This is a genomic window from Ruegeria sp. BHSB172 (genome assembly GCF_059613165.1).
In genome coordinates this window covers 12,568-36,192 of record NZ_JBXWRZ010000027.1, presented here as the reverse complement: position 1 = coordinate 36,192, position 23,625 = coordinate 12,568, and the positions used below count along the sequence as shown (strand labels likewise).

The following is a 23,625-nucleotide window of genomic DNA, read 5'->3' as shown; positions in this document are numbered from 1 at the left end:
CGGGGCCTGTTCGTTGGCGCAAGTCCGGCCGACTATTCAGCCGCTTCAGGCGCATCGCCTCCTTGCACAGGTGGCTCGGTTTCGGCCGGCGCCACCTTGTGTTTGCGACCGCGCGGACGGCGCGCGGGCTTTTCCTTCGGCTCAGACGCGTCGGCTGTACCGCCCTTGCTCTCTGGAGTTTCAACCAGCCCGGATTCAGGCGAATCCGCATCGCTATCCAAATCCAACACATCCGGCTGCGGCGCTTCGGCCGGATCCGCCCGGCGCGCAGCTTCCCGCTCCTGCCGCTCGGCCCGTTCACGGTCACGTTCGGCCTGCCGCTCGCGGTTCTGCCGCTCCTGCTCCTCGCGGCGTGCTTCCATCTCACGCTGCGCTTCGCTCAGCATACGCAGATAGTGCTCGGCATGTTGTTGAAAGTTTTCGGCAGCCACGCGGTCATTGGCCAGCTGTGCATCGCGCGCCAGCTGGTTGTACTTGTCAATGATCTGCTGCGGCGTGCCGCGCACCTTTCCCTCGGGTCCCGAGCTGTCGAAAACCCGGTTAACGACGTTGCCACCAGAGGGGCGATTGCGGTTGTTCTTTGCCCGCGAGCGGGATTTGGAGGATCTCATCTTACTGTACGTCAGCCTTGTCTTGCACTGTCGATCCGCCCGAAGTCTGCGCTGCTCTGTGGCTTGTGCCTTTGCGGGACTGTCGACGTTTTTGGGCTTGGCGTCAGGGGTGCGCCGAAAGGGCGTCAACCGCGCTGACTAACCCGAGTAAACATGTCCTGACGGCGCAGACAAGGGGTTAAAGTTCAAAATGCCGGGTTTTTTTACCGCGACCGGCGTAAATCGGCCTCAGAATCCACGGCTAGTCCGGCATTTTGGCGCCAACAACCCGGTCGCGTCCATCCAGATCGGGGATCACGCGGATATCCACCAACCCCGCCGCGTCGAACAACGCGCTGACCGCCTGCGCCTGTGTCGGGCCGATTTCCACCAGAAGTCGTCCACCGGGCATCAGGTGATCAGGGGCGCCCGCCGCAATCCGGCGATAGGCGTCCAGCCCGTCCGCTTCATCCGTCAAGGCCAGACGCGGTTCGTGCTCGCGCACTTCGGGCGCCAAACCGTCCATCTCATCGAGCGCTATATAGGGCGGATTGGAAACGATCAGGTCGAAATACCCGCCAATGTTTTCAAACCAGTCCGAGCGCAGGATCTCTGCCCGATCCTGCACCCTATGGACCACCGCATTGGCGCTGGCCTGCAGACAGGCGGCCTCGCTCAGATCGACGCCCAGCCCGGTTGCGCTGGTGCGTTCCGCCAGCAGGGTGATCAGGATGCAGCCCGAGCCGACGCCCAGATCCAGCACGCGGTCAAACGGCTGGCTCAGGGCCGCTTCGATCAGCGCTTCGGTCTCGGGGCGCGGGTCCAGCACGTCGCGGCTGACGCGGAAGCGTCGGCCGTAGAATTCGCGCTCGCCCAGCAGATGGGAAACCGGAACCCGGATCGCGCGCAGCGACACCAGTTGCTCATAGCGTTCGGCGATCTCGGGCGAGAGCTCTTCGGGTGCGATCAGGGTCACGCGGCTGGCCTCGATCCGGGCGGCATGGGCCAGCAGGACCCGGGCGTCCCGCGCTGGGTCGTCCACACCGGCCGCCCGCAGGCGCGCGGTGGCGGCCACCATGGCCTGTGCCGCTGTCAGCGCCGCGATCATTGCGCCATCTCCGCAAACAGGCGCGCCTGATCGTCGGCCGTCAGCGCGTCGATCACCTCGTCCAGATCACCCTGCATCACCTGGTCCAGCTTGTAGAGCGTCAGGTTGATCCGGTGATCTGTCATCCGGCCCTGCGGGAAATTATATGTACGGATGCGCTCGGAGCGGTCGCCCGACCCTACCTGGCTGGCCCGGTCGGCCGAGCGTTCACTGTCGATCCGCTGACGCTCGAGGTCATAGAGACGCGTCTTGAGCACCTGCATGGCGATCTCGCGGTTGCGGTGCTGCGATTTCTCGGAACTCGTAACCACGATCCCGGTCGGCAGGTGGGTGATCCGTACCGCCGAGTCGGTGGTGTTCACGTGCTGCCCACCCGCGCCCGAACTGCGCATCGTGTCGATGCGCAGGTCGTTCGGGTCGATCTGGATGTCCACGTCCTCGGCCTCGGGCAGAACCGCCACCGTCGCCGCCGAGGTGTGAATCCGACCGCCGCTCTCGGTTTCGGGAACGCGTTGAACGCGGTGCACGCCGGACTCGTATTTCAGCCGGGCAAAGACGTTGTCGCCCTTGATATGGGCCACCACTTCCTTGATGCCGCCCAGTTCGGTCTGCTGTTCTTCGATGATCTCGAACTGCCAGCCACGCGCCTCGGCATAGCGCTGATACATCCGCAGCAGGTCGCCCGCAAACAGAGCCGCCTCGTCGCCGCCGGTGCCGGGGCGGATCTCCAGCATCGCCGGCCTCGCATCGGCCGCGTCCTTGGGCAGCAACGCCAGTTGCAGCGCGTGCTCGGCCTCGGGGATGCGCGCCTTGAGCTGCGGGATCTCCTCCTCGGCCAGCTCTTTCATGTCGGGGTCGTCCAGCATCGCCTCGGCCTCGGCCAGATCGGCCCGCAACTGGCGCCAAGCTGCAATCTGTTCGACCACCGGCTTGAGGTCGGAATATTCCTTGGCCAAAGCCGCGATATCCCCACCCGAGGCGCCATCGGACATGGCCGCTTCGAGGTACTGGAATCGCTGGGTGATCTGTTCAAGACGTTCTTCGGGGATCATTGGGGCGGTGTCTATCATCCGACGGCTTTGGTCAAGGCCCCGGCTTGTGCTAAGCTATGCCCATGAAACGGATCATTGCCCTGCTGATCGTCTGCGCAACGCCCGGTCTGGCCGATGTCATCGGCCCCGGTGGCAAGGTGCAGGATTGCTATTGCACCGACACATCCGGTGCGCGGGTCGAACTGGGCGAGATGGTCTGCCTGCAGGTCGATGGCCGGATGTTCATGGCCCAGTGCCAGATGTCGCTGAACGTGCCGATGTGGCGCGAGGTGTCCGAGGGGTGCCTGTCTTCAGGACTGCACAGCCGCCAGCCAACCGTCGACCCGGGTGCGATTGACGTCGAAATCCCGTCGGCCAAATCGTAACCGTCCATAGATGCGCAGCGTGTCGCCGTCCTGCTGGGCAGTGGTGTAGTCGGGAAAGCCGAACACCCGGCTGCGGGTCACATAGGTGATCAGGCCCTCATCCACCGATCCGGCCAGCACCGTCGTGCGCGGCGTCGCCCGCGCCTCCTTGTCCAGCCGCGCGAGGCCGTCCGGTCCGGTCTGCACCACGCGGATCACGCCTCCGGGCAGGTCACGATCTGCCTCGGCCACGACCGGCACATGCCAGCGCGCGGGATCGGACGGTGCCAGCCGCACATAGAGGCCAAGCGCGACAACCGCTGCGACGACCAACCAAAAAACCATGCGTTTCATTCCATTCAGACCCTCCGGCAGAACCCTAACCGCCCGCCGGTACGGGGCAAGACCTGCCGGCCTCGCCTACCGTAACGTCACGCCGGGCAGGATACACAGCAGCTCGAACAGCAGGTTTGCCGCCGTCAGCGCGGTGTTGCCCGACGGATCATAGGGCGGAGAGACCTCGACCAGGTCGCAGCCCACCACGTTCATACCCCCCAGCGCGTGTATCAACTGCAGCGCCTGCGGCGTGGTCAGGCCGCCGATCTCGGGCGTGCCGGTGCCGGGGGCGTAGGCCGGATCCAGGCTGTCGATGTCGAACGAGATATAGACCGGGTGATCGCCCACCGTCTTGCGGATCTGCGCACCGATCTCGGTCAGATTCTGTTGCCACAACTCCCACGCAGGAAACTGGCGGAACCCCCATTCGCGCGCCTCGGTGAAATCGCTGGCCGCATAGCCCGACCCCCGAATGCCGACCTGAAAGGTCTTGTCGGGCACGATCAGCCCCTCTTCATACGCGCGGCGGAATACCGTTCCGTGGGTCTCGCGCTCGCCGAACATCTCGTCATTGATGTCGGCATGGGCGTCCACATGCACCAGAGCAACGGGGCCGTGTTTGGCGGCAACGGCCCGCAGGATCGGCAGAGTGATCGAATGATCGCCCCCCATCGCCACCGGGGTCACCCCCTGCGCCAGGATCGCGTCATAGCTTGCCTTGATAATCCGCAGGCTGTCGGCCAGCGAGAATGTGTTGATCGCCAGATCTCCGATATCGGCGATCTGGAAGCTGTCGAAAGGCGCGGCCAGCGTGGCCATGTTGTAGGGCCGGATCATCGCGCTTTCGGCGCGGATCTGCTTGGGGCCGAACCGGGTGCCCGACCGCCACGAGGTTCCAATATCCATCGGCACGCCCAGCACAGCCACGTCCAGCCCCGCCAGTCTATCGGCCGCGGGCAACCGCATGAAGGTGTTGGGCCCGGAAAACCGCGCCAGATCATTGCCGCTGATGGGTTGGTTGAATTGGCTCATGGCGTCTGCGCCCCCTGTCCCGTTGGTTCACCTTATACCGGCCATAGCAAAACCATGGCCAACCAATGGTTAAAGCCGCCCGTCTTTCGCCAGTTTGTTCCATCCCAGCAGGCACACGATCTGGGTCGCCACATGCGCCCCCGCGATCGCTGTGGCGCCGGACGTGTCAAACGGCGGAGACACCTCGACCACGTCGCCCCCCTTGATGTTGATCCCGGCGATGTCGCGCAGGATGATCTGCGCCTGGATCGAACTGAGCCCACCCCAGACCGGGGTGCCGGTGCCAGGGGCAAAGGCCGGGTCCAATCCGTCGATGTCAAAGCTCAGATAGACCGGGCTGTCGCCCAGGATACCCTTGATCTTCTGCGCAACGGCGGCTGGTCCGGATTCATAGACCTCGCGCGCGTCGATGATGTTGACGCCCAGCGTATCCTCGTTGGTGGTGCGGATCCCCACCTGGACCGAGCGTTTCGGGTCCACGATCCCTGACTTCACCGCCTTGTAGAACATGGTGCCGTGGTCCACCCGGCTCATGTCGTCATCGGCCCAGGTGTCGGTATGGGCGTCGAACTGCAACAGCGACATCGGACCGTATTTCTCGGCATAGGCCTTAAGGATCGGAAAACTGATATAGTGGTCGCCCCCCAGCGTGACCGAGGCCACATCCGCCGCCAGAATGGTGCGGATATGGTCGGTCAACGTGTTGGGAAAGGCGGGAATGTTGGCATAGTCATAGGCCATGTCGCCATAGTCGATGATCGCCAGCTCGCTGAGCGCATCGAAAGGCCAACCATAGGGCGCATCGGGCGATTGCAGGGCGCTGGCCTCGCGGATCGCGCGCGGGCCCAGACGGGTGCCGGGGCGGTTGGTCACCGCCTGATCGAACGGCACGCCGGTCACTGCGATATCGGCGCCGGTCAGATCCTTGGTGTACAGCCGCCGCAGAAAGGACGTGGCCCCGCCAAAGGTGTTTTCATAGCTCAACCCCTTCAGGTCGGGGTTGGTAAAGGCCTCATCGACCTGATTTTTCGCGTCTTCCAATGCCATTTTGGCCCGTATCCTCCCTGATATCGACCGGACCGTCAGGTCAACGGCTGCGCCTTTTCGACGATGCGCGCAAAAAACGAGGCACCCACTGGTGCGATCTCGTCGTTGAAATTGTACTTGGGGTGATGCAGCCCCGGCCCGTCGCCCTGCCCCAGGAACAGATAGGCGCCCGGGCGCTCCTGCAGCATGTACGAGAAGTCCTCGGCCCCCATCTCGCGGCCCGAATTTGCGATCACCCGATCGGCGCCTGCCACTTCGCGCGCCACCTCGGCGGCGAAACCGGTCTTGTCCGCATCGTTGACCGTGGCCGGATAGCCCACGACGTAATCCAGCGTCGCCGTGACCCCATAGGATGCCGCCTGCCCCTGCACGATTTCTTCAAGACGGGTCATCACCATCTTCTGCACCGCCGGATCGAAGGTCCGGACGGTGCCGTTCAGATAGGCGGTGTCGGGGATCACGTTGTTCACGGTCCCGGTGTGGATCTGGGTGACCGAGATCACCAGATCGTCCAGCGCATAGTGGTTGCGGCTGACGATGGTCTGGATTGCCTGCGCGATTCCGCAGGCGGCCATGACCGGGTCGCGCGTGTCGTGTGGCATGGCACCGTGGCCACCCACGCCCTGAATGTGGATGTCGAACGTATCGACCGCCGCCATGATCGGCCCGGGCGTGGTATAGAATGCGCCCTCGGCAAAGCCCGGCGCATTGTGCAGCGCATAGACCTCGGCGATGTCGAACCGGTCCATCACGCCCTCTTTGACCATGATATCGGCGCCGCCTCCCTCTTCTTCGGCGGGTTGGAACAGCAAAGCCACGCGGCCCCGGAAATTCCGCGTCTCGGCCAGGTACCGCGCCGCGCCCAGCAGCATTGTGGTGTGCCCGTCATGCCCGCAGGCATGCATCTTGCCGGGATTCTTCGAGGCATATGCCACCCCGGTCTGCTCCTCGATCGGCAGCGCATCCATGTCGGCGCGCAACCCGATCGTGGGGCCATCGCCCTGCCCGTTGATGATCGCCACGATCCCTGTCTGCGCGATCCCTTCGTGCAACTCGTCCACGCCGAACTCGCGCAGCCGCTCGGCCACGAAGGCGGCGGTCTGGTGGCAATCGAATTCCAGTTCCGGGATCGTGTGCAGGTGCTGGCGCCATTCGGCCATGTCGGCGGCGTAATCGGCAATGCGGTTGACGACGGGCATCGGGGGTGGACTCCTGATCCAAGCTGCGGGATGGATGCATCTGACACCGGAACAAGGGGCTTCGCAATGGTTGAAAATCCACTGATCCACGATACCGACGCCGGAATCGAGCGGCTGCTGGAGATCATGCGCCGCCTGCGCGACCCGGACACCGGCTGCCCGTGGGATATCGAGCAGGATTTCGCCACCATCGCCCCCTACACGATCGAAGAGGCCTATGAGGTCGCCGACGCCATCGAACGCCAGGCCTGGGACGAGCTCAGGGGCGAGCTGGGCGACCTGCTGTTCCAGTCGGTCTTTCACGCCCAGATGGCCGAAGAGGCCGGGCATTTCACCTTTCAGGACGTGGTGCGTACCATGGCCGACAAGATGGTGGCCCGCCACCCGCATGTCTTCGGCGACGAATCCCGCGACAAGTCCGCCGAACAGCAGACCCGCGACTGGGAGGCGATCAAGGCCGCCGAGCGCGCCGGAAAGGAACAAAAGGGCGCGCTGGACGGTGTCGCCGCCAACCTGCCGGCCCTGCTGCGCGCCTACAAGCTGCAGAAACGCGCCGCGCGGGTGGGCTTCGACTGGCCCCATGCGGGCCATGTGCTGGACAAGATCGCCGAAGAGGCCGCCGAACTGGCAGAGGCGCGCGACCAGATGGACGCCGACGCGCTCGAGGACGAATTCGGCGACCTGCTGTTCGTGATCGTCAATCTCGGCCGCCATCTGGGCGTCGAGCCCGAGGCCGCCCTTCGCCGCACCAACGCCAAGTTCACCCGGCGCTTCAACAAGATCGAGGAACGCCTCGCCGAACGCGGCAAGACGCCCGAACAGAGCACGCTCGAGGAGATGGACGCCCTGTGGGACGAGGTGAAGGCCGAAGAGCACCGCGCGAACGGCAAACTCCCGCCGGTCAAGGCCGCAAGCGACGCCTGAAACCGCTGGACAAGCCCAGCCGCGCTTGCCAGTGTCCGCCCTCACCATCCCCCCGGAGACCCCATGACCGCCCGCAAAATCATCATCGACACCGACCCCGGACAGGACGACGCCGTCGCCATCCTGCTGGCCTTGGCCAGCCCCGAAGAGATCGAGGTGCTGGGCATTACCGCCGTCGCGGGCAACGTGCCGCTGGAGCTGACCGCCAGGAACGCCCGCATCGTCTGCGAACTGGCGGACCGAACCGACGTGCCGGTCTATGCGGGCTGCGACGCGCCGCTGAAACGCAAGCTGGTCACCGCCGAGCACGTGCACGGCAAGACCGGCCTCGACGGCCCCGACCTGCCCGACCTCAAGATGGAGCTGGCCCAGGGCAACGCCGTCGATTTCATCATCCACACCCTGCGCCGCCACCCGCCCGGCACCGTCACCCTCTGCCCGCTGGGGCCGCTGACCAACATCGCCACGGCCTTTCAGAAAGCCCCCGACATCATCGAGCGGGTGCAGCAGATCGTGCTGATGGGTGGTGCCTATTTCGAGGTCGGCAACATCACCCCGGCCGCTGAATTCAACATTTATGTCGATCCCGAAGCCGCTGACATCGTGTTCAAATCCGGCGTCGATATCGTGGTCATGCCGCTGGATGTCACGCACAAAGCGCTGGTCACCAAACAGCGCAACGACGCCTTCCGCGCCCTTGGCACCAAGGTCGGCATCGCGGTGGCCGAGATGACTGATTTCTTCGAACGTTTCGACAAGGAGAAGTACGGAAGCGAGGGCGCGCCCCTGCACGATCCCTGCGTGACCGCCTATCTGATCCGCCCCGAGCTCTTCTCGGGCCGACACGTCAACGTCGAGATCGAAACCCAGTCGGACCTCACCCTTGGCATGACCGTCGCCGACTGGTGGGGCGTCACCGACCGAAAGCCCAACGCGCTGTTCATCGGCGATCTGGACGCCGACGGGTTCTTTGCCCTGCTCACCGAACGGCTGGCCCGGCTATGAGCGCCGCCCTGCGCCTTGCCCGCCCCGACGACCTTGATCGGCTGATGGGTCTGGTCGCCGCCTTTCACGCCGAGGCAGGGATCGAACAGGACCCCGACCAGCGCCGCGCGGCCCTTGCGCCGCTGCTCGAGGGCATCCCGCACGGCTGCATCTACCTGATCGGCCCCGCGCGCGCACCGCTGGGCTATGTCATCCTGACCTTCGGCTGGTCGGTCGAGTTCGGGGGCATGGACGGGTTCGTGGACGAAATCTACATCCGCCCCGCCATTCGCGGCCGCGGCATCGCTACCGAAGTTCTTCAAGCCCTGCCCAAGGCACTGGCCGGGGCCGGCCTGACGGCCCTGCACCTTGAGGTGGATCGAACCAACGAGGCCGCGCAGAAACTGTACCTTCGAACCGGCTTCAAACCGCGCGACCGCTACATGCTGATGAGCAAGACGCTCTAGCGCGACTCACCGCGGAAGATCAGGCTGGGGCTATAGTACATCTCTTGCACCGGATCATTCTGCGACACCGGTTCACCGGTGATCGGGTAGGTGCCAGGCCCCGCACAGGCCGCCAGAACACCGACGGAAAGCATCGAAATCACGAGAAGGATTCTTGAAGCAGACATCACGTTCTCCTTTCTGCTGTACCGTCAGACTACGCCCGTCGCTGCGGTGCGCGTAGGTAAAAGTTCACACATAATCACATTTATGTTTGCTTTTTTTCGCAATTCCGACCCTCCAAAACTGAGGTTTTGGGCAATTCCACTGCAATTCCCTAGGCTTCGGCGGTATCGCCCCGCAGCGACATTTCAAAGAACAATAATTGCCCTCGGGCGATTTCGGGAATGTCGGAATAGGCACCGCGTAGCTTGAACCCCAAGGATAGGTACAGCCGAGTCGCCGCCTTAAGCGGTTTTCCGGTGTCCATCCGGATCATCTCGAACCCGTCCTTGCGGCACTGGGCAATCAGTTCCTGCATGATCGCACACCCCGCGCCAGTACCCCGAGCAGCCTCGGTCACGAATACGCGCTTGATCTCAGCGATACCCGGCCCGATTGTCTGGAACATCCCGCAGCCCACCGCCTGCCCGTCCAGCATCGCCAGCCGGGTCCCGCCCTTGGGCGGCATATGCTCGACCTCGATGGCCGCCAGAACGGAGGCATATTTCTCGGGCGGATAGAACGTGTTGACGACCTGCCGCGACCGTTCGTCCAGTGTCAGTAGAAAGGCGTGATAGTCCCAACACAAACGCCGGACAGCATCAAACTGGTCCGGCGTTTTAGGTTCAATGATGCTGAGCATTAGGGACCCCCGGCCAATGTCGGGGATCAGACTAGCAGCTTGTTGCTTACTTGCGAAGGATCGAACGCCCCGCGTATTCCGCGACCTCGCCTAGCGTTTCCTCGATGCGGATCAGCTGGTTGTACTTGGCCAGCCGGTCCGACCGCGCCAGCGAGCCGGTCTTGATCTGACCGCAGTTGGTCGCCACGGCCAGATCGGCGATGGTGGCGTCCTCGGTCTCGCCCGAGCGGTGGCTCATCACGTTGGTGTAGCGGGCGCGATGCGCCATATCCACGGCTCGCAGCGTTTCGGTCAGCGAGCCGATCTGGTTCACCTTGACCAGCATCGAGTTGGCGCAGCCCTTCTCGATCCCTTCGGCCAGGCGCGCCGGGTTGGTCACGAACAGGTCGTCGCCCACCAGCTGCACCTTGCCGCCCAACTCGTCGGTCAGCGCCTTCCAGCCGTCCCAGTCATCCTCGGACATACCGTCCTCGATCGAGATGATCGGATAGTCGTTCACCAACGCAGCCAGATAGGCCACGTTCTCGTCGCTGCTCAGAGTCTTCCCCTCGCCCGACAGGACGTATTTGCCATCCTTGTAATACTCGGTGGCCGCGCAATCGAGCGCCAGATAGATCTCGTCCCCCGGCTTGTAGCCCGCCTTCTCGATCGACTTGAGGATGAAATCCAGCGCTTCGCGGGTCGAAGCGATGTTCGGGGCAAATCCGCCCTCGTCGCCGACACCGGTGGCCAGCCCGGCCGCCGACAGTTCCTTTTTCAGGGTGTGGAACACTTCCGAACCCATGCGCACCGCCTCGCGGATGTTGCTGGCGGCCACGGGCATGATCATGAATTCCTGGATGTCGATCGGGTTGTCGGCGTGTTCGCCGCCATTGATGATGTTCATCATCGGCACCGGCAGAACCCGCGCCGAGGTGCCACCCACATAGCGATAGAGCGGCTGGGTGGTGAAGTCCGCCGCCGCCTTGGCCACGGCCAACGAGACGCCCAGAATGGCGTTCGCGCCCAGACGGCCCTTGTTGGGGGTGCCGTCCAGCTCGATCATCGCAGCGTCGATCGCCACCTGCTCGGTCGCGTCAAAGCCCACCAATTCTTCAGCGATCTCGCCATTCACGGCGGCCACGGCTTCGAGCACGCCCTTGCCCATGTACCTGGACTTGTCGCCATCGCGCTTCTCAACCGCCTCATAGGCGCCGGTCGACGCGCCCGAGGGCACGGCTGCCCGGCCCATGGTGCCGTCTTCCAGAACCACGTCCACCTCGACGGTGGGGTTGCCCCGGCTGTCCAGGATTTCGCGTGCGTGGATGTCGATGATGGTGCTCATGATACCGGTCCCTGAAAATGCGTTCGGTTGCATGCCTCATACCAGCACGCGGGGAAAAGTAAACCGGGTCCGTTATCGCTAACACGCATATTCTCCGGCCTTTAGCGCCAACAGCAGCGTGTTTGCGCCAACAGGTCAGCAGACCGCCGGAGCCATGGCCCGCGCAATGCGCCGTTCGCGGATGAACGTGTACATGCCCGACCCGATGATCAGCGACGCGCCGATCATGGTCATCAGGTCCGGTCGTTCGCCGAACATCCACATCCCGGCCAGGATCGAGAACAGCAGACGCGTATAGCGGAACGGGGTCAGGGCCGAGGCCTCGCCCACGCGCATCGCCGTGACGATGCCGAAATAGCCCAGCACGCCAAAGCCCACCGCGCCGATATAGGGGCCGACCTGCCCGGCCTGAAGCGGCACCAACGGCTGGCCCGCCATCAGCATCAGAACGCCCCCCGCCAGCGCCACCGCCGCATAGGCCTGCAACGCCACCACGGCCGAGGCCACCCGCGCGTCCAGCCGCCGGGTGATCAGATCGCGCGCAGCGATGGCGATCACCGTCGCCACCACGAACAGAGCCTCGGGGCGGAACCCGTCCAGACCCGGGCGGATGACCATCAGCACCCCGGCGAATCCGACGCCGATCGCGCTCCACCGCCGCCAGCCAACGTGTTCGCTCAGAAACAGCGCGGCCCCCATAGTCACCGCCAAGGGCATTGCCTGGAACACGGCGGCGACCGTGGACAGATCGACCAGCGACAAGGCGGTCACGAAGCTGAGCGCGCCGACGGCCTCGGTGCCCGCGCGGATCAGGGGCAAGGGCTGCCAGGCGGCCCGGTCAAAGATCCGCTTGCGCGTGACCACCGCCATCAGGGCAAAGGCCAGCCCGCAGAACAGGCCCAGAACCAGCATGACCTGCCCGGTCGGCACGGAAGTCGACAGGTGCTTGATAAACATGTCCTCAAGCGTGAAGGCGGCCATCGCCCCGATGATCAGCAGAATGCCCTGTACGTTGTTCATGCGCGCGTCTCCGTCTGGCGGGCCCGTCTTGCCCGACCGGCGCAGGAAATCCCGATTGCCTCGGTCTGGCAACCCGCAACCTGACCACGAATGATGAATTGATTTGAGCCGGCCGTTCGCGTTTCGTGATGGGTCGGTGCCGGATCAGTCCTTGTCCAGCGGCACGCCGTATAATTCCAGCCGGTGCCCTTTCAGGCGGTAGCCCAACTTGGCGGCAATCTTTTCCTGCAGAGCTTCGATTTCGGGGTCCACGAACTCGATCACCTCGCCCGAGTTCATATCGATCAGGTGATCGTGGTGGTCGCGCTCGGCATCCTCATAGCGCGCGCGCCCGTCGCCGAATTCCAGCCGCTCGAGAATTCCGGCCTCTTCGAACAGTTTGACGGTGCGATAGACGGTCGCGATCGAGATGCCCGCATCCAGCGCCGATGCGCGGGCGTAAAGCTCCTCGACATCCGGATGGTCGTCGCTTTGTTCCAGAACGGTCGCGATGGTCCGGCGCTGGCCGGTCATGCGCAGGCCTTTGGCTTCGCAACGCGCGATGATCGTGTCCGGCATGGCACCCCTCAGAATCCGTTCGGGTCTCTGTCTTAGTCTGTCCGCACGGGTTTCGCCACCGTGTTTTGCACCCTTGCCGACTCAACCGGCCAGGCGCAGATCGGCCCAGACCGGCAGGTGGTCCGAGGCGATATGCGCGGGCCGCTCCCCGTGCACACCGTGGGCCAGCGCCTCGAGCCCGCCGCCCAGCGCGATCCGGTCCAGCGCACCCAGAGGCTGCGCGGCGGGAAAGCTTGGCACAGGTGGCAAGAACCGCATGTCGGGAGCCAGACGGTCAAGGATCGGCTGGCGCGACCATTCGTTGAAATCCCCCGCCCAGACGGTGGGCATCCGGTCCAGCGCGCGGCCGTCCTGCCGCAAGTGAATGATCTGCTGGCGGCGCCACGCCGAGAACAGCCCCAGATGCATCCCCATCACCCGCAGTGGGCCGATATGCGTGTCGAACTCGACCCGGACCGCCCCGCGCGGTTCGAGCCCCGGCAGATCGTGATGCGCGGCGCGGCGCACCTGAATGTGGTCGCCCCGCCAGATCACGGCGTTGCCATGCCAGCCGAGGCTGCCCGCACCGCCCAGATCAACGATCTTCCACCCCGCCTCGTCCAGCATGAAATGCGGCAGCGCCGCCGGGCGCGGCGGCAGGCGTTTGTCAGCCTCTTGCAGCACCACGATATCGGCGCTCAGCCGATCCAGCACCTGCAGGATACGCTGCGGCTGGCGTCGCAGGTCCAGTCCGACGCATTTCTGGATGTTGTAGCTGGCAAGGCGCAGCTTGGGCAAAGTGGTCATCGGTTTTCTACGGTTGTACCCCGTCAGGATTCGCAGGATCGCGCCCGGACGCAAGCCGATAGTTCAGCACAGATGCCGAAACCCGCTCAGGTGCCGCAAAAGGTGGCATGCACCACCTCGTCCTGCGTGGGCGGGTGCCTCAGGTCGGCGGCGTCGGGCTGTTCCTCATAGGGTTGGGCCAGCACAGCGTTCAGCCGGTGAAACAGGGCATAGTCGCCCTGAACGGCGGCCTGGATCATCTGCTCGACCCGGTGGTTGCGCGGGATGAAGGCGGGGTTCGCCGCGTGCATCACTGCAACCGGGTCAGCCTCGCGCGTCAGCCGCGCGCGCCACCCCTCGGCCCAGCTGTCGAAAGCCGCCGGATCGGTAAACTGGTCCCGTGCCGCATCGCGGCCCAGCGCGCGGAAGGTATTGGTGAAATCGGCCTGGTTCTGCGCCATCCGCGTCAGCAGGTCCGAGATCAGTGCAAGGTCGCCGTCCTCCTCGGTGGTCAGGCCGATCTTGGCCCGGAACCGCCGAAGCCAGTGCTGCTGCATCAATTCGGGCATGGCATGTACGATCTCGGTCGCCTCTTCCACGGCGGCCTGCTTGTCCTCGATCTGCTGGATCAGCGCCGTCGCCAGCTGCGCAAGGTTCCACACCGCGATCTCGGGCTGGTTGGAATAGGCATAGCGCCCCATCCGGTCGATCGAGCTGTAGACGGTGTTCGGATGATAGCTGTCCATGAAGGCGCAGGGGCCATAGTCGATGGTTTCGCCCGAGATGGCGCAGTTGTCGGTGTTCATCACCCCGTGGATGAAGCCCACCGCCATCCATTGCGCGATCAGCGCGGCCTGTGCGTCACGCACGGCGCGCAGCAGGCCCATCGGCCCGACGGCGTCCGGGTAGTGGCGCGCGACGGCATAGTCGGTCAGCCGCTGCAGGTCGGCGATCTGGCCGCGTGCGGCGAATACCTGGAACGTGCCCACCCGCAGATGGCTTTGCGCCACGCGGGTCAGCACCGCGCCGGGCATCGGGCCCTCGCGCAGCACGACCTCGCCGGTTTCCACCGCCGCCAAGGCACGCGTGGTGGGAATGCCCAGCGCGTGCATCGCCTCGGACACGACATATTCGCGCAGAACCGGCCCCAGCCAGGCCCGCCCGTCGCCCTGCCTCGAAAACGGCGTGCGCCCGGAGCCCTTGAGTTGAATGTCTCGGCGAACCCCGTCCGTGCCCACCACCTCGCCCAGCAGCACCGCGCGCCCGTCGCCCAGCTGTGGGTTGTAGTTGCCGAACTGGTGGCCGGAATACAGCTGCGCCAGCGGCTCGGCCCCGTCCGGCAGGGTATTGCCCGCAAACACCTGGGCCATGTCCTGCGCGTCGCCGGGCGAGATGCCCAGCACCTGCGCCAGATCGTCATTGAAAGCCACCAGCCGCGGCGCGCGCACGGGCTCAGGCGACTGGCGCGCATAAAAGGCGCCGGGCAGCCGGGCATAGGAATTGTCGAAGGGGATCGTCAGGGTCATGGCGCAAACATATGATCTGTGCGCAGTATTGCCAGCACCAAATCCCATCGCCGTGAAAGGCCCGCCATGACCGCCGACCAGATCATCGACCACCTGCAGTTGCAGCCCCACCCCGAAGGCGGTTGGTATGCCGAGACCTGGCGCGCGGACAACACCGGCCGCCCGACCGCGACCTGCATCTATTTCCTGCTGAAACGGGGCGAGGCCAGCCACTGGCACCGGGTCGATGCGACCGAGATCTGGCTGTTTCACGCCGGCGCGCCGCTGATCCTGTCGATCAGCGAAAGCGACACCGGACCGGCAAGCGATCACATGCTATCCCCTGACCTGAGCGAGGGTGCCCCGCAGGTCATCGTACCCGCCGGGCATTGGCAGGCCGCCCGCAGCACCGGGGACTACACGCTGGTCAGCTGTACCGTTTCACCGGGTTTCCAGTTCGACGGGTTCGAATTGGCGCCGCCGGAATTCGAAATTCCCAGAGGCTAAACCTCCGGCCCCTGCTGAACCACGCTTGAACTTGCCCTGCCCGATGCGGCATGGTTCGCTTGTGAATGATTGGGCAAAGATGAGGGCGCGATGCGGCTGATCAAGACTTTGGTGACCGTGGCCGTGATCCTCGGCCTGGGCGTGTTTGGGCTGCGGTTGGCCTTTCCGCTGCCCGAAACCAATTTCTCGGAGCAGACATACAGCCAACCCGCGGATTGGACGGGTCCGCTGGGCCAAGCCATCGAGCCGGCGATTCAGCGCAATCCCGGACTGGATGGCGTCCGCCCCCTCGGTCAGGGGCACACCGCATTCGCCGCCCGCGCCATTCTCGCGCGTGAGGCGGTCTCGTCCATCGATGCCCAATACTATATCTGGCAGGATGACGTGACCGGCCTGATGCTGCTGGACGAATTGCGTGCGGCGGCGGAACGGGGCGTGCGCGTGCGCCTCCTGGTCGATGACAACGGCATCTCGGGGCTGGACACGCTTCTGGCGGAACTGGATGCCATGCCCACCGCCCATGTGCGCATCTTCAACCCGTTCACTTTGCGCAACCCCAAGCTGCTATCCTATGTGTTCGATTTCGGCCGGTTGAACCGCCGCATGCATAACAAATCCATGACAGTGGACGGCGTGGCCACGATTGTCGGGGGCCGAAACATCGGCGACATCTATTTCGACTATGGGGCCGGAACGCACTATCTGGATGTCGATACCATCGCGATCGGTCCTATCGTGGACGAGGTTGCAGCGTCGTTCGATGCCTACTGGAACAGCGGCTCGGCCTATGATGCCGCGTTGTTCCTGCCTGCAGCGACCGATCCAAGCCTGAAGGCATTGGCCGAGGCCGCGCGTCAGACCGCTGCCGGGGCCGGATACCAAAAGGCGATCCGCGACAATGAACTGGCCGACCGCATCGCCGACCGCGATCTGCCGTTCGAGTGGAGCGCTATCGAACTTTTTGTCGATGACCCGGCAAAGGGACTTGGACAGGTGGAGGACGAGAACCTCATGGTCGAGCGTCTGATAGCCTTTGCCGAAAGCTCCGAGACGTCGCTCGATCTGGTCTCGGCCTATTTCATTCCCGGTCCCCGCGGGGCCGAGTTGCTCGAACGGTTGGCGTCGTCTGGGGTCAAAGTCCGGGTCCTGACCAACTCAATGGATGCGACCGATGTGATGCCGGTTCATGCCGCTTACATGGCCTATCGCGACGACCTGCTGGCAAGCGGGGTTCAGTTGCTGGAGCTGCGCGCGTTGCGCGCCGAGCATAAGGCACGCAGCCTGCCCGAGATTCTTGCAGGCTCTGCCTCGGGCCTGCATGCAAAGGTGTTTGGCTCGGATGGCAAACGGATCTTTATCGGCTCATACAATCTGGATCCACGTTCGGCCCGGCTGAACACCGAGATGGGGCTGCTGATCGAGAGCCCCGCGGTCGCAGCAGATCTGGCCCGGCAACTGGACAAGCCGGAATTCGCCTATCGCGTCGAAATGGCCGATGACGGCGGCCTGGTTTGGATTCAGCAGACCAACGACGGAACGACCACGACCTTTGAGACTGACCCGAACACCTCTCGGTTCCAGCGCGGCCTTGCCGCCGTCGTTAGGTGGCTGCCGGTCGAGTGGATGCTCTGACCACCGCCGGCGTTAGTTCAGGACCGCGATCGATAGATTCAGTATGGTGGCGAATGCCACCCATGCCAGATAGGGCACGAACGCCCAGGCCGAAACGCGATCCACCGGGCGGACGCGCGCGATGAACAGCACAATCACCACCAGAAGCGCAAGAATCACTAACAATGCCAGCCACGGCTGATGCAGCACGAAGAATGTGGGCGACCACAGAAAGTTCAGGCCCAACTGCGCCCACCACAGGCGCATCGCGGGCGAACTTCGGTCGCGTTCGAACTGCCGCCAACCTGCCATTGCGATCAACACGTAAAGAACCGTCCAGACCGGGCCGAATACCCATCCCGGCGGGTTGAAGACCGGTTTGTTCAGATTCGCATACCACTCACCCGGCCCTGTCAGAGTGCCGATCAGTATGCCGCCACCCATTACAAGAACCAGAAATGCGATACGTGTCAGGGTCTTGGTCATGCCGGTTCCATCTGCAGTTTCACCGCCGCTCAGCAGGTCCCGACCGGTATAGCCGCGCGGGCCGCCGACGAAAAGACACCACGCTGGGGGTTCTGTGCGCCTTCCAGAGAGACCGTCGCGCCCTGGATCTCGGCCCCCGACACGATGATCTCGCGTCCGCCACCTGTGTCATCCACGTCGATCGTAAACGCGATTTCTGCACCGGGCGGCATCGCCCGGATGTCCAGATCGACCATCGACTGTCCGTCCTGAACCTGAGGCAATCCGTTCAGATACTCGGACCCCGCGACCATCTCAAAAGGCTGAAACACTTCAACCCCTGCCCCCGAGCCGGTGACATCAAAGATCAACCCGCCCTGTGACGAAGACAAATCCAGACGCACAGTTGCAGCAGACAGGTTGCAATCGCTGGCATTGCGAAGAACGAAACGGTCCTTTGGCGCTCCCTCGACGAACTCAACCTGCACTTCGGCCATGGCAGGCACTGCGAGCATGAACGCAACAGCACAACCGACCGCATTTTTCACAAGGGAACCGATCATCTTCATCTCCGGCGTTGTTGTGGCTACTGCTACGATTACGCCCGGGTGCCTTGGCAGGATCATTTTTCGCCGCGTTTCAGCGCGGTGCGCCCTGCGACACCCGGCTGACCGTTCCCCCGCCGACCAACGCCTTGACCCCGGTGGTGCCGGGACAAGAGGTCGGCATCCCCCGCGCCACCCGCACCGCCAGATAGGCAAAGGCCTGCGCCTCGAGCATGTCGCCATCCAGACCTACGGCCTCGACCGGATCGACCGGGCAGTCCAGCGCCACGCGCAGCATCTCCATCAAAACCGGGTTCTTGCGCCCACCGCCGGTGACCAGCACCCGCGCGGGCGGTTTGGGACAATGCTCCATCCCCTGCACCACACCGGCGGCGCTCATGCCCGTCAGGGTGGCGACTGCGTCAGCATCGCTCAATTCCTTTACCAGACCGATCATTTCGGCGAAATCGTTGCGATCCAGCGATTTGGGCGGCAGACGGTTGAAATAGGGCTCGGCCAGAAACAGCTCCAGTGCTCCGGTCTCGACCGTGCCCTGCCGGGCCAGCGCGCCGTCGCGGTCCATCGGCAGGCCCAGACGCGCCTGCACCAGATCGTCGATCGGCGCATTGGCCGGGCCGGTGTCAAAGGCCAGCAACGCACCGGGCGCCTCGGGTCCGTCAAAGAACGGGTCCACATAGGTCAGGTTGCCGACGCCGCCCAGGTTCAGAAAGCACAAGGGCGCCGTCGCCCCGACATATTTTGCGCAGGCAAAGTGGAAGAACGGCGCCAGCGGCGCGCCCTCGCCACCCATGGCCACGTCATCGCTGCGGAAATCCCAGACCACGGGCACACCCAGCGCGACCGCCAGCCCCTCGCCATCGCCCACCTGCAACGTGCCCTTGCCGCGCGGCTCATGCGCAAGGGTCTGGCCGTGAAAGCCGATCAGCTCCACGTCCTCGAATTCCGACAGCAGCTCGGCATGGGCGCGGGTCACCAGATCTTCGGCGGCGTGCACCTCGGGGCCGCTCCATTTTCCCAGCGCGGCGCGCAGCAGCTTGCGCTCGTCCTCGCTGTAGGGCCGGTAGGCACTGTCGCCGAACCGCAGGATCTGCCGCCCGTCGGTTTCCACCACCGCCGCGTCGACCCCATCGAGCGAGGTGCCCGACATGGCCCCCAGTGCCCGCACTGCCCCAACTTTGCCTCGGGCCTTATTCATGGCCTTTTCCTTCCCTCGTTCGCCGCCTATAACGTGCCCCGCAATTCAACCCCGAGGCAAGACATGACGTATCACCCCAAATCGGATTTCATCGCCACGATGATCGAGCGCGGCTTTTTGGCCGATTGCACCGATTATCAGGGCCTTGACGATGCTCTGACAAGCGGGGTGCAGACAGCCTATATCGGGTATGACGCCACCGCCCAGTCCCTGCATGTCGGGCACCTGATGAACATCATGGTTCTGCGCTGGTTTCAAAAGCTGGGGCACAAGCCGATCACCCTGATGGGGGGCGGCACCACCAAGGTGGGCGATCCGTCTTTCCGCTCGGACGAGCGCCCCCTGTTGGGTCCCGAGCAGATCGACGCCAACATCGCCGGCATGCAGAAGGTGTTCGACAAGTACCTGTCCTATGACGACAGCGACACCGGCGCGCTGATGCTGAACAATGCCGAATGGCTGGACGACCTGAACTATCTCGATTTCCTGCGGGACATCGGGCGGCATTTCTCGGTCAACCGGATGCTGTCCTTTGAATCGGTGAAATCGCGGCTGGACCGGGAACAATCCCTGTCGTTCCTCGAGTTCAACTACATGATCCTGCAAGCCTATGACTTTCTGGAACTGAACCGCCGATATGGCTGCATCCTGCAGATGGGCGGATCGGACCAGTGGGGCAATATCGTCAACGGCATCGACCTGACCCGCCGCGTGCTGGATCACGAGATCTATGGCCTGACCACGCCCCTGCTGACCACCAGCGATGGGCGCAAGATGGGCAAAAGCCAGGGCGGCGCCATCTGGCTGAACGGCGACATGCTGTCGCCTTACGAGTTCTGGCAGTTCTGGCGCAACACCACCGACGCCGACGTGGGCCGTTTCCTGAAGATCTTCACCGAGCTTCCCGTAGACGAATGCGACCGCATGGGCGCGCTGCAAGGGTCCGAGATCAACGAGGCCAAGATCCGTCTGGCCAACGAAGTCACGACCCTGCTGCACGGTTCCGAGGCCGCGGCCAAGGCCGAGGCCACCGCGCGCGAAGTGTTCGAAAAGGGCGGCGTGGGCGGCGACCTGCCCACCCTGACCCTGACCGCCGAAGATCTGGGCGATGGCATCTCGGTTGTGCAGCTGATCGTGAAGTCTGGCCTGGCGAAATCGGGCAAGGAGGCCAAGCGCCTGATTTCCGAAAACGGCGCCCGTCTGGACGACGCACCGCTGACCGATGCGGGGCTGATGATCGACGCGGCGGCCCTGTCCTCGCCCATCAAACTCAGCGCCGGCAAGAAACGGCACGCGCTGGTGCAGTTGGGCTAACCCGTCTGACCCCAAACACGACGGCCGCTTCAGGGCGGCCGTTTTTTTATCCGCGCTCGACCGAGCCCAGCGGCAGGTCCAGACCGGCGGGCGTCACGAACAGCTCGATCTGGTCGCGCGACAGCGCCCAGTGATCGGCCGCCAGCTGCCCCGCCGCCGCCTCGTCGCGTGCCTCGATCGCGGAGATGATGGCGTCATGCTGGTCGCAGGCCAGATCGAGGCTTTCACCCATCCCGGCCTGATCCGGGCGGTAGAAGGTCATGCCGATGCGCGCATGGTCGATCAGCAGCCGCTGAAACGACGGCAGCAGGTAGACATTCGCCGCCATCTCACCGGTGATCTCATGGAACTGGTTGTTGGCCAACGCGCGATCTTCGGCCGAGCCCGTCCGCAGGGTTGCCCGAAACGCCGCCTGCGACGCCTTCAACCGGTCGATCTGGTCTCCCGTGGCGTTCTGCGCCGCCAGCCGCAGCACCGCGCCATAGATCATCGGCGCCACCAGGAAGAAGTCGCGCAGCGTGGCATAAGACATCTGGGACACCCGCGCGCCCCGGTTTTCACGCAGTTCAAGATAGCCCAGCCCGGCCAGATGCCGGAACACTTCGCGCAGCGGTGTGCGCGACAGGCCGAACGCCTCGGACAGCTGCGCCTCGTCCAGGTCATCGCCGGGGCGCAGTTTCAGCGTCATCACCGCCGCCTTCAGATGCGCGGCCAGCGCCGCCTTGCGGCTTTTCGTGTCGTCTTTCATCCCCAACCTTCGCTTCGGTCGAATCGCGACACCCAGGATGTCGCCCCTGCTCTTGCCCGATAAAATGCAACTTGTACACAATCAGCCTGACCGCCCGTGATAGACTGAGCGCATGACCCGCCCGCAACACTTCTGTTTCATCCTCGTTCCCGAGTTCTCGCACTTGGCCTTCTCCTGCGCGGTCGAGCCGCTGCGCATCGCCAACTGGGTCAGCGGCGAGGAGCTGTACCGCTGGTCCTTCGCCTCGGAGGACGGCACGCAGGCGGTGTGTTCGAACGGGTCCGTGACACTGGTGCATGGCGGGCTGGCGAACCTGCCGAAATGCGACCAGATCTTCGTTTTGTCGGGCATTCACATGCGCGATCACGTCAGCCGCTCATTGCTGGCCGCACTGCGCCGCGAACGGGCGCGCGGTACGGCCATCGGGGCGCTGTGTTCGGGCGCGTGGCTGCTCGCCGAGGCCGGGTTCCTGAACGGGATGCAGGCGGCGATCCATTGGGAATATCACGACGCCTTCATGGAGGCTTTCCCTGACGTGAACCTGGTGCGCAGCGTCTTCGTGGCCGATGAAAAGCACATGACCGCCTCGGGCGGCACCGCGACCGCCGACCTGATGCTGCACCTGATCGAGCGCGACCACGGGCAGGACCTGTCGATCGCGGTCGCCGACCAGATGGTCTATAACGCCGTGCGCAACGCGACCGCTGATCAGCGTGTGTCGCTGCAATCGCGCAACGGCATGCGCAACGCGCATCTGGCCAAGGCGATCCAGATCATGGCCGACCGCATCAACGACCCGATCTCGCCGGCGTTGATCGCCGAACAGATCGGCATCTCGACCCGCCAGCTGGAGCGTTTGTTCGGAAAATACCTCAACGCCTCGCCCAAGAAATACTTCATGGAGTTGCGGCTGGACCGCGCGCGAAACCTGCTGTTGCAGACCGAATCCTCGGTCACCGACGTGGCCTTTGCCTGCGGCTTTGAAAGCCCTGGCCATTTCTCGCGCGTGTACCGCGCCGCCTTCGGCGTCACCCCGATGCAACAGCGCAGCCGGCTGGATTAGGTTAAAACCACAGCCAGTCGGCCACGCTGAGAACCACGAACACCGGCACCGACAGCGCGGCAGCCAGCAGAAAGGCCGCGGCACGGGTCACGCGCGGCGATGGGATTGTCTGTCCGAGAACCGTTTTCATGCTGTCATTAACCCCGCTTTAGGTTTCCACCGGGTTAATGCCCGCATGACGACCACGCACACCCCCGTGATGCAAAGCACCGAGATGCAGGCGACCCTGCGCGCCTGCGGGCAGGGCCCGCTGCGGCTGGCGGACGGTACGCTGGTCCTGCGCCGCCAGTTTTTTCCCGGCCTGACCGTGGCAATGCTGTCGCGCGCGCGGATCGACCCGGCCACCCTGCCCGGCCTGATCCGGCAGGCCGGGTTGAACCGCACGCCGCTGATCGTGTCGCCCGACCATCCAGCCCCCGACCTGACCATGTTGGGCGCGATGCCGCTGGTTACCCCGACCTGCGTTGCCGAGTTGGATCTGCGCAGCAACCTGCGGGCAGGGCTGCATCAGAAATGGCGCAATGCGCTTGTTCAGGCCGAGCGCAGCCCGCTGCGCATCACGCGCCGCATCCTACGCGAAGGGTCGGACAATTGGCTGCTGACCACCGATCAGGCGCAACAGCGGGCACGCGGCTATCGCAACTGGCCGGTGCCGCTGACCCTGGCCTATGCCCGCGCCAATCCCGGCAAGGCCGTTGAATTCTTAGCCACCGACGGCGACACCGTGGCGGCGATGCTGTTCCTGTGCCATGGCTCGGTTGCGACCTATCACATCGGCTGTACCACCGCGCGCGGGCGGCGGCTGAATGCCCACCGGCTGATTCTGTGGCAGGCAATGCGCTGGCTGGCGAAACGGGGGTTGCAGCGGCTCGATCTTGGCCCGGTGTCGACCGAGGATGCGCCCGGTCTGGCCCGGTTCAAACTGGGAACCGGCGCCCGCGCCCGCTGGCTGGGCGGCACCTGGGGCTGGTGGCCACCGCTGGGGCGCAGCCTGCGCCCGCTGGCGGGCCTTGACCGCGGCGGGATGCGCTGGACAGATCCCCATACAGGCTGATAT

The 23,625-nt window shown here is 64.4% G+C and carries 28 protein-coding genes; 9 read left to right on the top strand and 19 right to left on the bottom strand.

The genetic code is table 11. From position 1 onward, the window contains the following. Positions 1 to 32: 32 nt before the first annotated feature. From AC2FM3_RS12675 to prfA, 3 genes are all read right to left on the bottom strand, one after another. Positions 33 to 611 (bottom strand): DUF4167 domain-containing protein, encoded by a 579-nt coding sequence (locus AC2FM3_RS12675; RefSeq protein WP_496682333.1) that lies wholly within the window; start codon positions 609 to 611, stop codon positions 33 to 35. A gap of 241 nt (positions 612 to 852) precedes the next feature. Next, positions 853 to 1,698 (bottom strand): peptide chain release factor N(5)-glutamine methyltransferase, encoded by an 846-nt coding sequence (prmC, locus tag AC2FM3_RS12670; RefSeq protein WP_496682331.1) that lies wholly within the window; start codon positions 1,696 to 1,698, stop codon positions 853 to 855. Further along, a complete protein-coding gene (gene prfA / locus AC2FM3_RS12665) occupies positions 1,695 to 2,750 on the bottom strand; it encodes a peptide chain release factor 1 (RefSeq protein ID WP_496682328.1) in 1,056 nt (351 codons plus the stop codon). The genes prmC and prfA overlap by 4 nt, the downstream gene beginning before the upstream one ends. Positions 2,751 to 2,812: 62 nt before the next feature. Between prfA and AC2FM3_RS12660 the strand changes: the two genes are divergently transcribed. Further along, positions 2,813 to 3,115 (top strand): hypothetical protein, encoded by a 303-nt coding sequence (locus AC2FM3_RS12660; RefSeq protein ID WP_496682326.1) that lies wholly within the window; start codon positions 2,813 to 2,815, stop codon positions 3,113 to 3,115. Here the strand turns inward: AC2FM3_RS12660 and AC2FM3_RS12655 are convergent. From AC2FM3_RS12655 to AC2FM3_RS12640, 4 genes are all read right to left on the bottom strand, one after another. After that, a complete protein-coding gene (locus tag AC2FM3_RS12655; RefSeq protein WP_496682323.1) occupies positions 3,041 to 3,448 on the bottom strand; it encodes a DUF1499 domain-containing protein in 408 nt (135 codons plus the stop codon). The two genes, AC2FM3_RS12660 and AC2FM3_RS12655, sit on opposite strands and share 75 nt — an antisense overlap. A gap of 66 nt (positions 3,449 to 3,514) precedes the next feature. Beyond that, positions 3,515 to 4,462 carry an agmatinase gene (speB, locus tag AC2FM3_RS12650; RefSeq protein WP_496682321.1) on the bottom strand — a complete coding sequence of 316 codons (948 nt, stop codon included), beginning with the start codon at positions 4,460 to 4,462 and terminating at the stop codon, positions 3,515 to 3,517. Between the two features lie 69 nt (positions 4,463 to 4,531). Next, positions 4,532 to 5,509 (bottom strand): agmatinase, encoded by a 978-nt coding sequence (gene speB / locus AC2FM3_RS12645; protein WP_496682319.1) that lies wholly within the window; start codon positions 5,507 to 5,509, stop codon positions 4,532 to 4,534. A gap of 35 nt (positions 5,510 to 5,544) precedes the next feature. Next, positions 5,545 to 6,708, bottom strand: coding sequence for a M20 aminoacylase family protein (locus AC2FM3_RS12640; protein WP_496682317.1), 1,164 nt, complete (start codon positions 6,706 to 6,708; stop codon positions 5,545 to 5,547). 66 nt (positions 6,709 to 6,774) lie between these two features. Here AC2FM3_RS12640 and mazG point away from each other — a divergent pair, with 66 nt between their 5' ends. From mazG to AC2FM3_RS12625, 3 genes are all read left to right on the top strand, one after another. Beyond that, the gene (gene mazG / locus AC2FM3_RS12635; RefSeq protein ID WP_496682315.1) at positions 6,775 to 7,632 is read left to right on the top strand and encodes a nucleoside triphosphate pyrophosphohydrolase; all 858 of its coding nucleotides are present in this window, start codon (positions 6,775 to 6,777) and stop codon (positions 7,630 to 7,632) included. A gap of 63 nt (positions 7,633 to 7,695) precedes the next feature. Further along, complete coding sequence (locus AC2FM3_RS12630) at positions 7,696 to 8,637, top strand: nucleoside hydrolase (protein WP_496682313.1); 942 nt, start codon at positions 7,696 to 7,698, stop codon at positions 8,635 to 8,637. Next, on the top strand, positions 8,634 to 9,083 hold the full coding sequence (locus AC2FM3_RS12625) for a GNAT family N-acetyltransferase (protein ID WP_496682311.1): 450 nt from the start codon (positions 8,634 to 8,636) through the stop codon (positions 9,081 to 9,083). The genes AC2FM3_RS12630 and AC2FM3_RS12625 overlap by 4 nt, the downstream gene beginning before the upstream one ends. On the opposite strand, the gene AC2FM3_RS12620 is transcribed toward AC2FM3_RS12625, so the two are convergent. The 7 genes from AC2FM3_RS12620 to AC2FM3_RS12590 form a co-directional block, all read right to left on the bottom strand. Then, complete coding sequence (locus AC2FM3_RS12620) at positions 9,080 to 9,250, bottom strand: hypothetical protein (RefSeq protein WP_490361548.1); 171 nt, start codon at positions 9,248 to 9,250, stop codon at positions 9,080 to 9,082. The two genes, AC2FM3_RS12625 and AC2FM3_RS12620, sit on opposite strands and share 4 nt — an antisense overlap. 149 nt (positions 9,251 to 9,399) lie before the next feature. Continuing rightward, positions 9,400 to 9,927 carry a GNAT family N-acetyltransferase gene (locus AC2FM3_RS12615; protein ID WP_496682310.1) on the bottom strand — a complete coding sequence of 176 codons (528 nt, stop codon included), beginning with the start codon at positions 9,925 to 9,927 and terminating at the stop codon, positions 9,400 to 9,402. A gap of 46 nt (positions 9,928 to 9,973) precedes the next feature. Then, positions 9,974 to 11,251 carry a phosphopyruvate hydratase gene (gene eno / locus AC2FM3_RS12610; protein ID WP_496682309.1) on the bottom strand — a complete coding sequence of 426 codons (1,278 nt, stop codon included), beginning with the start codon at positions 11,249 to 11,251 and terminating at the stop codon, positions 9,974 to 9,976. A 135-nt stretch (positions 11,252 to 11,386) separates the two neighbouring features. Next, complete coding sequence (locus AC2FM3_RS12605; RefSeq protein WP_496682308.1) at positions 11,387 to 12,271, bottom strand: DMT family transporter; 885 nt, start codon at positions 12,269 to 12,271, stop codon at positions 11,387 to 11,389. Positions 12,272 to 12,415: 144 nt separating this feature from the next. Continuing rightward, positions 12,416 to 12,829, bottom strand: coding sequence for a Fur family transcriptional regulator (locus AC2FM3_RS12600; RefSeq protein ID WP_005982689.1), 414 nt, complete (start codon positions 12,827 to 12,829; stop codon positions 12,416 to 12,418). An 81-nt stretch (positions 12,830 to 12,910) separates the two neighbouring features. Beyond that, positions 12,911 to 13,615: an endonuclease/exonuclease/phosphatase family protein gene (locus AC2FM3_RS12595; RefSeq protein ID WP_496682305.1), complete on the bottom strand. Its 705-nt coding sequence runs from the start codon at positions 13,613 to 13,615 to the stop codon at positions 12,911 to 12,913. Between the two features lie 86 nt (positions 13,616 to 13,701). After that, complete coding sequence (locus tag AC2FM3_RS12590) at positions 13,702 to 15,120, bottom strand: protein adenylyltransferase SelO (RefSeq protein WP_496682304.1); 1,419 nt, start codon at positions 15,118 to 15,120, stop codon at positions 13,702 to 13,704. A gap of 66 nt (positions 15,121 to 15,186) precedes the next feature. On the opposite strand from AC2FM3_RS12590, the gene AC2FM3_RS12585 reads away from it, so the two are divergent. Then, on the top strand, positions 15,187 to 15,606 hold the full coding sequence (locus tag AC2FM3_RS12585; protein WP_496682302.1) for a cupin domain-containing protein: 420 nt from the start codon (positions 15,187 to 15,189) through the stop codon (positions 15,604 to 15,606). 90 nt (positions 15,607 to 15,696) lie between these two features. Then, positions 15,697 to 17,238, top strand: a complete 1,542-nt coding sequence (locus AC2FM3_RS12580) for a phospholipase D family protein (protein ID WP_496682299.1) — start codon at positions 15,697 to 15,699, stop codon at positions 17,236 to 17,238. 12 nt (positions 17,239 to 17,250) lie between these two features. On the opposite strand, the gene AC2FM3_RS12575 is transcribed toward AC2FM3_RS12580, so the two are convergent. From AC2FM3_RS12575 to AC2FM3_RS12565, 3 genes are all read right to left on the bottom strand, one after another. Continuing rightward, positions 17,251 to 17,703 carry a TspO/MBR family protein gene (locus AC2FM3_RS12575; protein WP_496682297.1) on the bottom strand — a complete coding sequence of 151 codons (453 nt, stop codon included), beginning with the start codon at positions 17,701 to 17,703 and terminating at the stop codon, positions 17,251 to 17,253. Between the two features lie 29 nt (positions 17,704 to 17,732). Continuing rightward, positions 17,733 to 18,197, bottom strand: coding sequence for an aggregation factor core (locus AC2FM3_RS12570; RefSeq protein ID WP_496682295.1), 465 nt, complete (start codon positions 18,195 to 18,197; stop codon positions 17,733 to 17,735). Positions 18,198 to 18,321: 124 nt separating this feature from the next. Further along, positions 18,322 to 19,443: an anhydro-N-acetylmuramic acid kinase gene (locus AC2FM3_RS12565; RefSeq protein ID WP_496682292.1), complete on the bottom strand. Its 1,122-nt coding sequence runs from the start codon at positions 19,441 to 19,443 to the stop codon at positions 18,322 to 18,324. Between the two features lie 63 nt (positions 19,444 to 19,506). Between AC2FM3_RS12565 and tyrS the strand changes: the two genes are divergently transcribed. Then, on the top strand, positions 19,507 to 20,757 hold the full coding sequence (gene tyrS, locus AC2FM3_RS12560) for a tyrosine--tRNA ligase (protein ID WP_496682290.1): 1,251 nt from the start codon (positions 19,507 to 19,509) through the stop codon (positions 20,755 to 20,757). 46 nt (positions 20,758 to 20,803) lie between these two features. Here the strand turns inward: tyrS and AC2FM3_RS12555 are convergent, their stop codons facing one another. Then, on the bottom strand, positions 20,804 to 21,505 hold the full coding sequence (locus AC2FM3_RS12555; protein WP_496682288.1) for a GntR family transcriptional regulator: 702 nt from the start codon (positions 21,503 to 21,505) through the stop codon (positions 20,804 to 20,806). Between the two features lie 112 nt (positions 21,506 to 21,617). Between AC2FM3_RS12555 and AC2FM3_RS12550 the strand changes: the two genes are divergently transcribed. Beyond that, positions 21,618 to 22,568 carry a GlxA family transcriptional regulator gene (locus tag AC2FM3_RS12550; RefSeq protein ID WP_496682286.1) on the top strand — a complete coding sequence of 317 codons (951 nt, stop codon included), beginning with the start codon at positions 21,618 to 21,620 and terminating at the stop codon, positions 22,566 to 22,568. Position 22,569: 1 nt separating this feature from the next. Here AC2FM3_RS12550 and AC2FM3_RS12545 read toward each other — a convergent pair whose 3' ends face one another. After that, positions 22,570 to 22,698 (bottom strand): hypothetical protein, encoded by a 129-nt coding sequence (locus AC2FM3_RS12545; RefSeq protein WP_496682284.1) that lies wholly within the window; start codon positions 22,696 to 22,698, stop codon positions 22,570 to 22,572. 45 nt (positions 22,699 to 22,743) lie between these two features. On the opposite strand from AC2FM3_RS12545, the gene AC2FM3_RS12540 reads away from it, so the two are divergent. After that, positions 22,744 to 23,622, top strand: a complete 879-nt coding sequence (locus AC2FM3_RS12540) for a GNAT family N-acetyltransferase (RefSeq protein WP_496682282.1) — start codon at positions 22,744 to 22,746, stop codon at positions 23,620 to 23,622. Positions 23,623 to 23,625 lie beyond the last annotated feature (3 nt).